We start from the raw sequence: 13,866 nt of genomic DNA, 5'->3' as shown, positions 1-13,866 counted from the left end.
CATGCCGATCGACCACCGACTCAGCCCCGAACACGAGGAACTGCGCCGCACCGTCGAGGCGTTCGCGCATGATGTGGTCGCCCCCAAGATCGGGGAGTACTGGGAGCACCATGAGTTCCCGTACGAGATCATCCGCGAGATGGGCCGGATGGGCCTGTTCGGCCTGCCCTTCCCGGAGGAGTACGGCGGTATGGGCGGGGACTACTTCGCGCTCTGCCTCGCCCTGGAGGAGCTGGCCCGGGTGGACTCCTCGGTGGCGATCACCCTGGAGGCGGGGGTCTCGCTCGGCGCGATGCCGATCTTCCTCTACGGCACGGAGGAGCAGAAGCGCACCTGGCTGCCGGGGCTCTGCTCCGGTGAGACCCTGGGCGCGTTCGGCCTGACCGAGCCCGGCGGCGGCTCGGACGCGGGCGCCACCCGCACCACGGCCCGGGTGGACGAGGCCACGGGCGAGTGGGTGATCAACGGCACCAAGTGCTTCATCACCAACTCCGGTACGGACATCACCGCGCTGGTCACCGTCACCGCCGTGACCGGCCGCAAGGAGGACGGCCGCCCCGAGATCTCCTCGATCATCGTGCCGTCCGGCACCCCCGGCTTCAGCGTGGCCGCCCCCTACTCCAAGGTGGGGTGGAACGCATCGGACACCCGCGAGCTGTCCTTCGCCGACTGCCGGGTCCCGGCCGCGAATCTGCTGGGCGCGGAGGGCCGGGGCTACGCCCAGTTCCTGCGGATACTGGACGAGGGCCGGATCGCGATCTCCGCCCTGGCCACCGGGCTCGCCCAGGGCTGTGTGGACGAGTCGGTGTCGTACGCCAGGACCCGCGAGGCGTTCGGCCGCCCCATCGGCGCCAACCAGGCGATCCAGTTCAAGCTGGCCGACATGGAGATGCGCGCCCATATGGCCCGGGTGGCCTGGCGCGACGCGGCGTCCCGGCTGGTGCTCGGCGAGCCGTTCAAGAAGGAGGCGTCGATCGCGAAGCTCTACTCCTCCGAGGTCGCGGTGGACAACGCCCGCGAGGCCACCCAGATCCACGGTGGCTACGGCTTTATGAACGAGTATCCGGTGGCCCGGATGTGGCGGGACTCCAAGATCCTGGAGATCGGCGAGGGCACCAGCGAGGTCCAGCGCACGCTGATCGCCCGAGAGCTGGGCTTCGCGAGCTGAAGCCGAAGCCGAAGCTGAAGCCGAAGCTGAAGCCGAAGCTGAAGCTGAAGCCGAAGCTGAAGCTGAAGCCGCACAAGCGGCGTTGAGCGCCACCCGGCGGGGCACCGTCTCAGCGACGGTGCCCCGCCCCGGGCCGCGGGTCCCGGAACAGGCTCAGCTGTTGGGCCAGGGGATCTGCGGGGAGTGGTAGTACGCGATGCCCATCGCGTCCCAGCGGGGGCCCTGTGCGGCCACCCGCACCTTGTACGCGTCCCAGTCGTGGGCGCTCGCGGGCGACCAGCCGAGCTCGGCGATGCCGGGGAGGCGGGGGAAGGCCATGTACTCGATCTGCGGGCTGGTCTGGAGGGTCTCCGACCACAGCGGCGCCTCGACACCGAGCACCGAGGACTCCGGGGCGCCCTTGATGTACGTGCCCGGGTCCCAGTCGTAGGACTGCTTGGCCTCGACGTACCCGGCCCAGTTCTGCCCCAGGGGCGTGTTGGCGTCGTACTTCATGTCCAGATAGGCGCGGTTGGCCGGGGAGAGGATCAGCCGGGTGCCCGCCTTGGCCGCGTCCGCGACCTCCTTCTCGCTCCCGTCCGTCCCCCAGTACTGGGCGATCGCGCCCTTCGCGGGGTGCGCACCGGTCAGCTGGTGCCAGCCGACCGCCGTCTTGCCGTACTTGGCGACCACCGGCTGCACCCGGTCCATGAAGGCCACGTAGTCCTCATGGCTGGTGGAGTGGGCCTCGTCGCCGCCGATGTGCAGGTAGGGGCCGGGGGTGAGCGCGGCGAGTTCGCGGATGACGTCGTCCACGAAGTCGTACGTCACCTCCTTCGGCACGCACAGCGAGCTGAAGCCGACCTCGGTACCGGTGTAGAGCGGCGGGGCGACGCCGTCGCAGTTGAGCTCCGCGTAGGAGGCGAGGGCCGCGTTGGTGTGGCCCGGCATGTCGATCTCGGGGACGACGGTCAGCTCACGGCTCGCCGCGTAGCGCACGATCTCGCGGTAGTCGTCCTTGGTGTAGTAGCCGCCGGGCCCGCCCCCGACCTGCGTGGAGCCGCCGTACCGGGCCAGCTTCGGCCAGGAGTCGATCGCGATCCGCCACCCCTGGTCGTCCGAGAGATGCAGATGCAGCTTGTTGATCTTGTAGAGGGCCAGCTGGTCGATATAGCGCTTGACCTGGTCCACACCGAAGAAGTGCCGGGAGACATCGAGCATCGCGCCGCGCCAGGCGTAGCGCGGCACATCGGTGATGGTGCCGCCGGAGACCCGCCAGGGGCCCGACTGCCGGGTGGTGCGCTCGACGGACGCGGGCAGCAGCTGCCGCAGCGTCTGGACACCGTGGAACAGCCCGGCGGAGCCGCGTGCGGTGAGGGTGATCGCGCGGCCGGTCACCTGGAGCCGGTACCCCTCCTCGCCCAGCGTCCGCGCCCCGGCCGCCTTGGGCGTCAGCCGCAGCCGGATGCCGTCGTCACCCGATCGCGTGGTGACGGGCAGCGAAAAGCCGGTGGAGGGGCGCAGCACCTTCGCCAGGTAGTCGCCCACCCGGCGCGCCGAACGCGCCGCGCCGTCGGAGCCGGACACCCGGATGCGGCTGTCGGGGCGGATCGCGTACGAGCCCGCGGCGGGCCGTACGGACGCGGGCGCGGGCACGACCCGGTCCAGCGGGACAGGGGCGGCCGCGGCGGGGTCCTGGGCGGAATCGGAGGACGAGCGGGAGGACCAGGGGGAAGCCGGAGAAGCGGAGGCGGAGGAGGCCGCGGTCCCCGCCCCGGCCACCACGGTCAGCAGTAGGGAACACAGAAGTCGAGCACGGCGTCGTCTCACAGGGGATCCCTTCAACGAAACGTGGCATCTTGGGTACCGCGAGGGTCAGTTGCGGTCAAGGTGTAGACCAATGTGTCGCTGTCTGCCTGTCAGAATTCACCGCATGGCGGAAATCACCCAGCGCGATGGCGCCTGGAGCTTTGACGGGGAAGCGATCCGGATCGTCCCGGGGCGGGACCGCGCCGTACCGGCCGTACGGCAGGCGCTCGGCGAACTGACCGTCCCCCTGGTGGCCTTGGCCGGGGTGGCCTACGAGCCGGGGCGGAAGTCGGGGCGGCTGCGGCTGCGCCTGCGCGAGGGGGCGGATCCGCTGCTGCAGGCCACCGGCGGCAAGCTGCCGGACGCCGCCGACCCGTATCAGCTCTCGGTGGAGCCGGACCGCAGGGACCTCGCCGAGTATCTGGTCGACGAGGTCCGCCAGGCCCTGACCCTGGAGCAGGTGCCGCCCGGCCCTTGCGACCGCTATGTGCTGCCCGGCCCCTCGGTGCCGATCTCGGCGTCGGCGGGCGACGCCACGGCCTCCTTCGACGGTGAGCGGGTCCGGCTGGACTGGAACTGGAAGACCGAGGAGTCGAAGAAGTCCGGCGGCCCCCGCACGATCCTCCTGCCCGACCTGGAGATGGTGGAGTGGGTCCCGGCCGCCGGGCTGGAGAACGGCTACCTCCGCTTCATCACCGCGCGGGCCACGGCGACGGCCGCGCCCAAGTACGACCCGCATGCCGTGGTGCTGTACGGGTTCAAGAAGGATCCGCTGATGGCGCTGGTCGCGGCGGCCGTCATGGCGCGGATGCCACATCCGGGTGCCCCGGCGAAGGCGCTCCCCGCCCAGCCTCCCGCCCCGGAGCCGGTGCCCGCGGACGCTCCGCCCGCCGGAGGCGACGAGGGTGAGGTGGATCACGACGTCCTGCTGCGACGGCTGCGCGAACTCGGCGATCTTCACCAGAGCGGGATCCTCACCGAGGAGGAGTTCACCACCGCCAAACAGGCCGTGCTCCGCCGCTTCTCCGACGCCTGAGAGACAGCTTCCTCGCCGTCGAAGGCCGGTTTTTCCGTCACCGAGACCCAACCCTGCCCGATATCGGGCAGGAATGTTGCGAAACACCGCGCCGCATCGCAGTATCTACGGATGCTCGACCGCCGTATGTCCCACGATGACCTTATCGACCACCTGGTCCGCAGTACGCCGCTCAGCCGCGGCGAGGCCGGCCGGGTGGTGCTGGACGTCCTGGCGTACTTCGACGAGACGACGGAGGAGTTCGTCCGGCGCCGCCACCGCGAGCTCCAGTCCGGCGGGCTGACCAACGCGGACATCTTCGAGCGGATCACGGCCGAGCTGCCGTACCGCGCGGTGGCCCCGCCCGAACTCTCGCTGCGCCAGCTGCGCCGCATCGTCTACGGCTGACCACGCCGGCACGACGCCGGTACGACGCCGGTCCACTACGGCGGCCGCCACCGCCGGACACGAGCACGAGCATGCACCAGCGATCCAATGGGAGGGCCTGAACACCATGTGCGGAATCGTCGGATACATCGGGAAACGCGATGTGGCGCCGCTGCTGCTGGAGGGGCTGCAGCGGCTGGAGTACCGCGGCTATGACTCCGCGGGCATCGCGATCCAGGGCAAGCCCGCCAAGGGCGCCCAGAGCGCCGGGCTGAAGATCGCCAAAGCCAAGGGCCGGGTCCGGGACCTCGAGGCCAAGCTGCCCAAGCGGTTCGCGGGCACCACCGGTATCGCCCATACCCGCTGGGCCACCCATGGCGCGCCCAACGACATCAACGCCCATCCGCATCCGGACGCGGACGGCAAGGTCGCCGTCGTCCACAACGGCATCATCGACAACGCCGCCGATCTGCGCGCCAAGCTGGCCGCCGACGGCGTGGAGCTGGTCTCCGACACCGACTCCGAGGCGCTCGCCCACCTCATCGGCCGTTCCCAGGCGCCCACCCTGGAGGAGAAGGTCCGCCACGCGCTCGCGATGGTCGAGGGCACCTACGGCATCGCCGTGCTGCACGCGGACTTCCCCGACCGCATCGTCGTCGCCCGCAACGGCTCGCCGGTGGTGCTGGGCATCGGCGAGAAGGAGATGTTCGTCGCCTCGGACGTCGCCGCGCTGGTCAGCCACACCCGCCAGGTGGTCACCCTGGACGACGGCGAGATGGCCACCCTCAAGGCCGACGACTACCGCACGTACACCACCGAGGGCAGCCGCACCTCCACCTCCCCCACCACCGTGGAGTGGGAGGCCGAGTCGTACGACATGGGCGGCCACGACACCTATATGCACAAGGAGATCCACGAGCAGGTCGACGCCGTGGACCGGGTGCTGCGCGGCCGGATCGACGACCGCTTCTCCACCGTCCACCTGGGCGGGCTCAACCTGGACGCCCGCGAGGCGCGCGGGGTGCGCCGGGTCAAGATCCTCGGCTGTGGTTCGGCGTACCACACGGGCCTGATCGGCGCCCAGCTGATCGAGGAGCTGGCCCGGATCCCGGCGGACGCGGAGCCCGCGAGCGAGTTCCGCTACCGCAACCCGGTGGTGGACCCGGACACCCTCTACATCGCGGTCAGCCAGTCCGGCGAGACCTACGACACCCTGGCGGCCGTCCAGGAGCTCAAGCGCAAGGGCGCGCGGGTGCTGGGCGTCGTCAACGTCGTGGGCAGCGCGATCGCCCGGGAGACGGACGGCGGGGTGTACGTCCACGCCGGGCCGGAGGTGTGTGTCGTCTCCACCAAGTGCTTCACCAACACCGCGGTCGCCTTCGCGCTGCTCGCCCTGCACCTGGGCCGGATCCGCGATCTCTCGGTCGCCGACGGCAAGCGGATCATCGCCGGGCTGCGCAAGCTGCCCGAGCAGATCGCGGAGGTGCTGCGCGGCGAGGAGGAGATCAAAAAGCTCGCCGCGGAATATGCGAACGCAAAGAGCATGATGTTCGTCGGGCGGGTCCGCGGCTACCCGGTGGCGCGCGAGGCGTCCCTGAAGCTGAAGGAGGTCTCCTACGTCCACGCCGAGGCGTACCCGGCCTCCGAGCTCAAGCACGGGCCGCTCGCGCTGATCGAGCCCGAGGTGCCGACCGTGGCGGTCCTGCCGGACGATGACCTGCTGGAGAAGAACCGGGCGACGCTGGAGGAGATCAAGGCCCGCAGCGGCCGGATCCTGGCCGTGGCCCACCGGGAGCAGGAGAAGGCGGACCACACGATCGTGGTACCCCGCAACGAGGTGGAGCTCGACCCGATCCTGATGGGCATTCCGCTCCAACTGCTCGCCTACCACACGGCGCTGGCGCTCGGCCGGGACATCGACAAGCCCCGCAACCTCGCCAAGTCGGTGACGGTCGAGTAGGCCCGCACCGCCCGCGACCTCGGCGGATCCTTCGGCGGTCCCCCGCGTGTGCCACCACGCACGCGGGGGCCGCCTCCCCTTCGCCGACGTCGCCTCTCATACGCCGGCGGCTGGCCGTCGCGCGGGAACCGTCACTTCCCGCGCGACAGCACGATCGAACGGTTTGTACCCCTCACAAACGCACAATCCACCTCTACGCACGGGTAGGTTTGTCCGTTGTCAAGATGGACTTGACGCCATCTCACCTGCGGTCAAGGGGAGTTGAGGGTGTCCGGTTCCAGGCGCCCGCGCCAAGTCGTGTCGGCGTAAGAGGTTTTGGACTGAACTACCTCACTTGACGAGGAGGCGCGCCGGGCACGGTGCGTCCAGAGTCTCAGGAACTCAGGCGAACCCAGAAGGGCCGAAAGGGCCCGGGAAGCGGCCAGGAGGGCCCACGAGGGCGGGCGGGACGGCCCGCGAGAACGGGACCGAGGGCGCTCAGGGGACGCCCAGAGGATGACGCCGGGCGACGCTCAGCGGATGACGATGGACGGACGCTCAGGGGATGACGCCGGACGGACGCTCAGGGGATGACGACGACGGGCCGCTGCGCCCGCCGTGCGAGCCGCCCCGCGACCGAGCCGAAGATCCGCCCCACCAGCCCGTGCGTGGAGCCCACCACGATGGCGTCGGCCGCGTACTCCCGGCCGACCTCCTCCAGCTCATGGCAGATGTCCCCGCCCCGCTCGACGAGGATCCAGGGCACCTCGGAGAGATGATCGGCGCAGGCCAGCTCGAGCCCCAGCACCTCGGTGCGGTGATCGGGAACGTCGACGAAGACCGGCGGCTCACAGCCCGCCCAGACCGTCGTCGGCAGCCGGTTGGCCACATGAACGATGATCAGCCCGGAGCCTGAGCGCCGGGCCATGCCGATCGCGTAGGCGAGGGCACGCTCGCTCGACATGGAACCGTCGAATCCCACCACAACACCGTGCTGGAACGCTGGATCGCAGGAATGACGTGTTTCTTCCGCCGCTTCGGGGTGCGCCATGTGATCGGCGACCCGCTTGCGGTCCGCGGGTTCGGGGATTTCGTGACCGGCCATCGGTGTCTCGGCGAAGGATGTCCTCGTGCGGAGGGATCGGCGGGGGCTCAGGTAGAGGGCTGTCGGGGGACGTGAGCTCCGCTGGAGCTCGGGGACGGTCTCGAGGGGTCGAAATCCGTCCGGGATTCATCTTTCCAAGCCCTTACCCCCAAGGGTACGGCGGCATTCACCACCTGCCCAGAGGTTGCCACGGGAGCGGAGCGCCCGAAGCGTTCCCCGGAGCATGCCGGAGGGCGGCCCGTAACGCAATGCCCCAAGTGGTCCCCCGCGGAGCCGGGCCCCGGCCCGCGGCCCGGCTCGGCGGGGCCGCCGCGGTACGCCGTGCGGCCGCCCGGCAGTGACCTGGGGGCGGGCCGGGCGTTGTAGTAGCGGCACCGGGTGCGGCGGTCCCGGCCCGCCCGGCTCACCTGCCCGGATCCTCCGCCCGCCGCCCCCTCGCCACCCCCGCGCCGAGCCCCTGCCGGCACCTCGCCGGCCGCTCGAGAGGAGCCCTGCCCGTGTCTGTCGCCCCCGAGTACGACGCCCCCGGCGGCACCCCCGGCGGCGGGGCCGGGACACCCGGACGGCCCCACCTTCCGAGCCCCCCTCGAGCCCAGGTCCAGGTCCCCGCTAGCGACGCGGTGAGCGAGGTGATCCGCTGGGCGGCCTTCAGCTGCGCCGTGGTTCCCGTCGTCCTGCTCATGTGCGGATTGCCCTTCGGCGCCGCCCTGGGGGCCGCCGCGGGCCTCGCCGCCGTGACGGCCGCCAGCCGCGCCCTGCTGCGCCACTCCGAGCGCACCGCGGCCCGGCTGGGCGCGGACGGCATCAGCCCGCACCGGGGCCGCCACGGCCGTACGGGGATCGGCGCGCACCGGGGCGGCCGCCGCGCCTGAGGGCCGACCGGAAAGGCACGGAGCCGGGGAAGCGGTGCGTAGTGCTCCGCACACTCAGCGCCGATGGAGCATCGCTGTAGCACCGCTCAAGCCCGGAAGGCGACCGCTCGCCCCCTGAAGAAGTACGAGCCGCACGTACGCCGGTCGTATGACCCATCCGTACGTCTGCGCCCGCTTGTTTTCGGCCAACTTCCAGCCACACTTCTTTCCTTGGCAAACGCCGTGCTCAACACCCGTCCGGCCAGCGTGGAAAGGGGTCCGGAGCGCACGTACCCCCTACGGGAAGTGGGTGTCCGCACAAGGCGTACTTCACAGCGAGGGCTACGAGTGCAACGCTTCGTGATCGAATGCTTCGCGCCAAGTTGTCATGTCGACATAGTGGCGGGTGGTGAACTGGTCACGGCGACCACACGCGACACAGTAGATTCGATCTTGGCCATGACCGGCGGGGGAACCGTTCAGGACCGAGGGGAAACGTGCAGGACCGAGAGGACGCGACCACCGAGGGGGGCTTAGTGCCATGAGCCAGGACTCCACGACCGTACCGGAGACCTCGCGCAAGCTCTCCGGACGCCGGCGACGAGAAATCGTCGCGGTGCTGCTGTTCAGCGGCGGCCCCATCTTCGAAAGCTCCATCCCGCTCTCCGTCTTCGGTATCGACCGGCAGGACGCCGGAGTTCCTCGGTACCGACTTCTGGTGTGCGCGGGCGAAGATGTGCCATTGCGAACGACTGGCGGACTGGAACTGACCGCACCATACGGCCTGGAGGCACTCTCCCGGGCCGGCACCGTCGTCGTACCGGCCTGGCGGTCGATAACCCAGCCGCCACCGGCCGCCGCGCTCGACGCGCTGCGCCGCGCGCACGAGGAGGGCGCGCGGATCGTGGGCCTGTGCACCGGGGCCTTCGTACTGGCCGCCGCCGGGCTGCTGGACGGCCGCCCGGCGACCACCCACTGGATGTACGCACCGACGCTCGCCAAGCGCTATCCGTCGGTCCATGTGGACCCCCGCGAGCTCTTCGTGGACGACGGCGACGTACTGACCTCGGCGGGCACCGCCGCCGGGATCGATCTATGCCTGCATATCGTGCGCACCGACCACGGCGCGGACGCCGCCGGCGCACTCGCCAGGCGCCTGGTCGTCCCGCCGCGCCGCAGCGGAGGGCAGGAACGCTATCTGGACAGGTCGTTACCAGAGGAGATCGGGGCGGATCCGCTCGCCGAGGTCGTGGCGTGGGCGCTCGAGCATCTGCACGAGCAGTTCGACGTCGAGGCCCTGGCGGCCCGCGCCTACATGAGCCGCAGGACCTTCGACCGCAGGTTCCGCTCGCTCACTGGGAGCGCTCCACTCCAGTGGCTGATCACCCAGCGGGTGCTGCAGGCGCAGCGGCTCCTGGAGACCTCCGACTACTCGGTCGACGAGGTCGCGGGACGCTGTGGCTTCCGCTCGCCGGTCGCGCTGCGCGGGCACTTCCGGCGGCAGCTGGGGTCCTCCCCGGCCGCCTACCGGGCCGCGTACCGCGCCCGCAGGCCCCAGGGCGGGCCCGCGGAGCGCCCGGACCGCCCCGACCGCCTGGAGCGGCTGGAGCGGCTGGAGCGGGCCGACCGGCCCGACCGCGCCGAGGTGATCGAACCCCGCGTCGGCGACCACTCCCTGCCGCTGCGGCGGCCGGGCGCGCCCGGCGCCTCCACCGGCCACTCGGGGCACCCACCGCACCACCATCACGCTCCGCATCCGGAACCTGGCAAACCGGAGTCGGACGCCTACGCCCCACGCCTGCCCGAACAGGCAGCGGGCCGGGCCCAGGGCCGTCCGTCCCTGCCCGGCCAGCGGGAACGCCCCGTAGGGTGAGACGTATGAACGATCGCATGGTGTGGATCGACTGCGAGATGACCGGGCTCTCGCTGGCGAACGACGCGCTTATCGAGGTGGCCGCGCTGGTCACGGACTCCGAGCTGAACATCCAGGGCGACGGAGTGGACATCGTTGTCCGGCCCCCCGCGGAAGCGCTGGTCACCATGCCCGAAGTGGTGCGCGAGATGCACACCACCTCCGGCCTGCTCGCCGAGCTCGAGGGCGGGACCACGCTCGAGGATGCCCAGGACCAGGTCCTGGCCTACATCCGCGAGCACGTCCCCGAGGCCGGCAAGGCCCCGCTGTGCGGAAACTCGGTCGGCACCGACCGGGGCTTCCTCCTCCGGGACATGCCGACGCTCGAGAGCTACCTCCACTACCGGATCGTCGACGTCTCCTCGATCAAGGAGCTGGCCCGCCGCTGGTACCCGCGGGCCTACTTCAACAGCCCCAAGAAGAACGGCAACCACCGCGCGCTCGCGGACATCCACGAGTCCATCGCCGAACTGCGCTACTACCGGGAATCGATCTTCGTACCGGCTCCCGGCCCGGACTCGGACACGGCGAAGGCCATCGCGACCAAGCACGTCCTGCCCGCCCGGCACGCCTGACCCTGCCGCCATCCCGGTGCTCGCTCCCGACTCCCCGAAAGCCGGGAGCGAGCACCCCTCAGGACCCTGTACACTTTTTCTCGGCCGGTGCGGAAAGCGCCGGTCATGGTGGGTATAGCTCAGCTGGTAGAGCACCTGGTTGTGGTCCAGGATGTCGCGGGTTCGAGTCCCGTTACTCACCCTCTTCGAAAGAGGCCGCTGACCTGCGCAAGTGGGACAGCGGCCGCTTTCGTCTCGGGCGAGCCCGAGAGGCTTCCGGACGATGGCGTGCCGATAGTGGGATCCGGATGCGCTGGTGTGCCGGCGGGATGGTGCGCTGCAGCCTCAGCCGGAGCCGACTGATGGCCCGAGCATGCCGGCCGCGCTCGCGCCGGACCGGCGGCGCCTCTGATACGTGAGCCCCCTCTGGCCTACGGGCCGGAGGGGGCGTTTCGCTTGCTGTCTGAGAGTTCGAGGAGCTGCTACGGCTTCTCGCCCAGCGCCACACGGAGCCAGTCGAGAGATCCCTGGTTCAGCAGTTCGTCAGCAAGGCGCTTGCCGGTCTCTGTCACCAACCGGCTACGGCTGTTGTCGACCCAGCGCTGAGCGTTTTCATATCCCTGAGACAGGTATTCGAGTCCCTGTAGCAGGCACTCAAGCTTATCTGCGTCGCGAGCGCATACCGCCTCGGTCGATTCCTTCGCTTCGTACTCGCCGACCCATGCCCGTACAGCGGAAGCGAGGCCCTCGGGCATGTCGACGGTCTGGTCAGCGGTCACCGCTTGCGGGTCGGGGCTGGGCGCGTACTTCTTGCCCAGGTAGTTCACGTCGCCAGTACGTGTCTCCTGTGAATCGTGCCAGACAGCCATGAGAGCGGCTCGCGCAGGATCGGCGCCTTCCAACTGGGCGATGATCGAGGCAATCAGCGAAGTGCGCCAGGCATGCTCGGCGACTGTTTCAGGGTCTCGGACGCCAGCCATCCACCAGCCTGTCCTGCGGTTCTGCTTCAGCGCGCCAGCTTCGAACAGGAAGCGTGCCACCGCATGCAGGTCGTCAGTCACCGTCAACTCCTCTCACGCCTCAGCGAGGCGGATTGCGTACCGGATGCTCTCGAGCTCGTGGCGTACGGGTGCGGAAATCTCCCGGCTATCCAACATCACTGGCAGTCGTTCCCGGAGGGCGGTTGCGGCATCTCCTGAGCGGAGCAGCTCGGGCCTTGCGGCGAGCAGTGTCCATAGGGTGTGGATGTTCAGTTCGACGTATCCGTGATGTGGTGCGAGCCCCCGCGCCAAGTGCTGAAGAAGCCGCGTACCTGGCCAGGCGCCAAGGTTCTGCGAGGCGATGAACTGGTCCGAGAGTTCGATGTGCTGAGTTTCCCCGATCCAGTACGCCCAGTAGTTGAGGTTCGCCGCTTCACTGGCTTCATCGTCTTTGAGCGTATTCCTGACGAAATGCTGCATACGTTCCCGATCGCCCTGGCGTGCTGCGACGGCTGCCACGGAACGCTCGTTGAGCCAGCTGGTCAGCCAGTCCGAAGAAGGTTCGCTGCGTTGCTGCTGCGCAAGCCAGTCACCGTTTTCCGCGCGGTCATAGCCGGACAGATCATCGCCTGGCGCCGTAGCAGGAAGTTCCCCTGAGTCCGCGCTTGTTCGGTCATGCGCCTGAGGTGAACGAAGAAGCGCTTACGGTCTTCGGCCGTCAATTCCGGAGCCGACGGGACAGGCCCTCTCCGCTGTCGCGGCGGGTCGGGCAGCATTCGGACCGGCCCTGGCGGTTCCCCTGTGAGTGGCCACGCCAGCACTTCAACGAGGTCGCGCTGCATCACCCAGGCGCCAAGCGGACTGTCCTGAGCAGACACCTCACCGTCCAGGGCGCTGGCAAGCAGAACGTCCGCTTCCATGCCGCGTTCGAGTGCGAGCAGCAGTGCAGGCGAGGCACCCAGATGCATCAGCCGGTGGCGGAGAACGAGCATCTGCCCGGCGGGTACAGCAGTGAGCGGACGACGCCCGGATTCCCAGCCAGCGACGGTGTCCAACGAGACCCGGAACCGTTCGGCTAGAGCCTCTTGACTGAGGTCCAGATGCTCTCTTATCAGCCGTAAGACGTACCCAGACACCACACCTCGACGGCCTCTATCGACCCTACCCTGACTGCGGGTCAGGGTAGTTGGCTGACGCTTCGCCATGAGTTCCCCCTGCTCGGTCGTGGGTTCGTCATCATCCCGTACTCGTAGTCGGTTCATGCGCATTGCGCTGATTCGTAACGTCGTGAGCAGGGACATCCGCCGTAGCTCGGCGGAATAACGACCCAACCATGGACGAGGCAACACGCTGCCACGGAGATGCCCGATGATGACCAGAACCCTGCCGTGGACACCACCGAACACCGAGGACATCGAGGCGTTACCGGTGGGCAAATGGTGGGATGCCATCGCCGCACCCACCCCTGTCGCGGACCGCGCCCTGGAACTGCTCGGCAACCGATCCGGCGCCGTCATCCAGGACGACACCTACGGCAAGACGTACTGGCTCATCGGTATCGACACTTCCACCGCCCGCAGTTGGCGCATGCGCCGGGTCCGCATCCTCGCCGAACTCGCCGACGAGGGCACCCTCCTCGGCGTACCGCCCGCCTCGTGGAGGGCCGAGCACAAGACGTACTGGCGGATCCCGCTCGGCCCGGACCGGTACCTGACCGACACCCATCACCTGGTCCTCGCCCTGCGCCAGGCCCTCGACGACGTCCTCGGCCCGGCACCGGACGGCCGCCAGCTCTGCTACCGCTGCGAGCTGCCCACCGACGAGCCGGTCATCGTGGATGTCCAGCACGGGGCCAGCGGCGCCGGCCGCACCGTCTACGCCTGCCCGCCGCACGCCCGGACCCACGAGCGTGACGCGGTCACCGAGGCCGCCGCCCGGCGCCGCGCCCTCGAGCGGGGCAGATTCCGATGACGGCCGCCGAGGAGACCAAGGACCCGTTCGCCGACGATGCGTGGCGCGCGGCCATCGAGCACGCCGCGGGCTGCCTGGCCTGCCGGACACCCGGCACCGGGTGCGAGACCGGCGAGCAGCTGCTGCGCGCCTACGAGGACGCCACACGGAAGGCTCACGCAGAGGGAGGCAGCACATGATGGGCCACCGCAAGACC

Annotated in this window: 12 protein-coding genes, 1 tRNA gene and 1 pseudogene; 10 read left to right on the top strand and 4 right to left on the bottom strand. The window is 69.7% G+C overall.

Annotated features, from left to right (window positions below; genetic code table 11):
* Position 1 precedes the first annotated feature (1 nt).
* Positions 2 to 1,168 (top strand): acyl-CoA dehydrogenase family protein, encoded by a 1,167-nt coding sequence (locus tag JK364_RS08390; protein WP_201849142.1) that lies wholly within the window; start codon positions 2 to 4, stop codon positions 1,166 to 1,168.
* 153 nt (positions 1,169 to 1,321) lie between these two features.
* Here JK364_RS08390 and JK364_RS08385 read toward each other — a convergent pair whose 3' ends face one another.
* Positions 1,322 to 2,977: a beta-N-acetylhexosaminidase gene (locus JK364_RS08385; protein WP_201849140.1), complete on the bottom strand. Its 1,656-nt coding sequence runs from the start codon at positions 2,975 to 2,977 to the stop codon at positions 1,322 to 1,324.
* Between the two features lie 103 nt (positions 2,978 to 3,080).
* Here JK364_RS08385 and JK364_RS08380 point away from each other — a divergent pair, with 103 nt between their 5' ends.
* The 3 genes from JK364_RS08380 (at position 3,081) to glmS (ending at position 6,318) form a co-directional block, all read left to right on the top strand.
* The gene (locus JK364_RS08380) at positions 3,081 to 3,992 is read left to right on the top strand and encodes a DUF4429 domain-containing protein (protein ID WP_201849138.1); all 912 of its coding nucleotides are present in this window, start codon (positions 3,081 to 3,083) and stop codon (positions 3,990 to 3,992) included.
* Positions 3,993 to 4,103: 111 nt separating this feature from the next.
* The gene (locus JK364_RS08375) at positions 4,104 to 4,379 is read left to right on the top strand and encodes a hypothetical protein (RefSeq protein WP_037953108.1); all 276 of its coding nucleotides are present in this window, start codon (positions 4,104 to 4,106) and stop codon (positions 4,377 to 4,379) included.
* Between the two features lie 106 nt (positions 4,380 to 4,485).
* Positions 4,486 to 6,318 (top strand): glutamine--fructose-6-phosphate transaminase (isomerizing), encoded by a 1,833-nt coding sequence (gene glmS, locus JK364_RS08370; RefSeq protein WP_201849136.1) that lies wholly within the window; start codon positions 4,486 to 4,488, stop codon positions 6,316 to 6,318.
* Between the two features lie 562 nt (positions 6,319 to 6,880).
* Here glmS and JK364_RS08365 read toward each other — a convergent pair.
* Complete coding sequence (locus JK364_RS08365) at positions 6,881 to 7,402, bottom strand: universal stress protein (protein WP_020871124.1); 522 nt, start codon at positions 7,400 to 7,402, stop codon at positions 6,881 to 6,883.
* Positions 7,403 to 7,899: 497 nt separating this feature from the next.
* Here JK364_RS08365 and JK364_RS08360 point away from each other — a divergent pair, with 497 nt between their 5' ends.
* From JK364_RS08360 to JK364_RS08345, 4 genes are all read left to right on the top strand, one after another.
* Positions 7,900 to 8,274, top strand: coding sequence for a hypothetical protein (locus JK364_RS08360; RefSeq protein ID WP_307841194.1), 375 nt, complete (start codon positions 7,900 to 7,902; stop codon positions 8,272 to 8,274).
* Positions 8,275 to 8,794: 520 nt separating this feature from the next.
* Entirely contained in the window at positions 8,795 to 10,126 is a 1,332-nt protein-coding gene (locus JK364_RS08355) for a helix-turn-helix domain-containing protein (protein ID WP_201849134.1), read from the top strand.
* Positions 10,127 to 10,131: 5 nt separating this feature from the next.
* Positions 10,132 to 10,740, top strand: coding sequence for an oligoribonuclease (gene orn, locus JK364_RS08350; protein ID WP_201849132.1), 609 nt, complete (start codon positions 10,132 to 10,134; stop codon positions 10,738 to 10,740).
* Positions 10,741 to 10,848: 108 nt separating this feature from the next.
* A tRNA-His gene (locus tag JK364_RS08345) sits at positions 10,849 to 10,921 on the top strand.
* A gap of 280 nt (positions 10,922 to 11,201) precedes the next feature.
* On the opposite strand, the gene JK364_RS08340 is transcribed toward JK364_RS08345, so the two are convergent.
* Both JK364_RS08340 and JK364_RS08335 read right to left on the bottom strand, forming a co-directional pair.
* Entirely contained in the window at positions 11,202 to 11,780 is a 579-nt protein-coding gene (locus JK364_RS08340) for an HD domain-containing protein (RefSeq protein WP_201849130.1), read from the bottom strand.
* Positions 11,781 to 11,792: 12 nt separating this feature from the next.
* Positions 11,793 to 12,904, bottom strand: a pseudogene (locus JK364_RS08335) (helix-turn-helix domain-containing protein).
* A gap of 163 nt (positions 12,905 to 13,067) precedes the next feature.
* Between JK364_RS08335 and JK364_RS08330 the strand changes: the two are divergent.
* Together JK364_RS08330 and JK364_RS08325 are read left to right on the top strand one after the other, a co-directional pair.
* A complete protein-coding gene (locus JK364_RS08330) occupies positions 13,068 to 13,670 on the top strand; it encodes a hypothetical protein (protein WP_201849128.1) in 603 nt (200 codons plus the stop codon).
* On the top strand, positions 13,667 to 13,849 hold the full coding sequence (locus JK364_RS08325; protein ID WP_201849125.1) for a hypothetical protein: 183 nt from the start codon (positions 13,667 to 13,669) through the stop codon (positions 13,847 to 13,849). The genes JK364_RS08330 and JK364_RS08325 overlap by 4 nt, the downstream gene beginning before the upstream one ends.
* Positions 13,850 to 13,866: the final 17 nt, after the last annotated feature.

The organism is Streptomyces endocoffeicus (assembly GCF_016741935.1).
GTDB classification, from domain to species: Bacteria; Actinomycetota; Actinomycetes; order Streptomycetales; family Streptomycetaceae; genus Streptomyces; species Streptomyces endocoffeicus.
The sequence above is the reverse complement of the archived record's forward strand: the minus strand, read 5'-3'. Positions and strand labels throughout refer to the sequence as shown.

Bases quoted from the DNA above. Each gene is read 5' to 3' on its own strand.
- glmS (WP_201849136.1), top strand. From the start codon at position 4,486: ATGTGCGGAATCGTCGGATACATCGGGAAACGCGATGTGGCGCCGCTG.
- JK364_RS08325 (WP_201849125.1), top strand. From the start codon at position 13,667: ATGACGGCCGCCGAGGAGACCAAGGACCCGTTCGCCGACGATGCGTGG.
- JK364_RS08365 (WP_020871124.1), bottom strand. From the start codon at position 7,402: ATGGCCGGTCACGAAATCCCCGAACCCGCGGACCGCAAGCGGGTCGCC.
- JK364_RS08390 (WP_201849142.1), top strand. From the start codon at position 2: ATGCCGATCGACCACCGACTCAGCCCCGAACACGAGGAACTGCGCCGC.
- JK364_RS08380 (WP_201849138.1), top strand. From the start codon at position 3,081: ATGGCGGAAATCACCCAGCGCGATGGCGCCTGGAGCTTTGACGGGGAA.
- JK364_RS08355 (WP_201849134.1), top strand. From the start codon at position 8,795: ATGAGCCAGGACTCCACGACCGTACCGGAGACCTCGCGCAAGCTCTCC.
- JK364_RS08375 (WP_037953108.1), top strand. From the start codon at position 4,104: ATGCTCGACCGCCGTATGTCCCACGATGACCTTATCGACCACCTGGTC.
- JK364_RS08330 (WP_201849128.1), top strand. From the start codon at position 13,068: ATGATGACCAGAACCCTGCCGTGGACACCACCGAACACCGAGGACATC.
- orn (WP_201849132.1), top strand. From the start codon at position 10,132: ATGAACGATCGCATGGTGTGGATCGACTGCGAGATGACCGGGCTCTCG.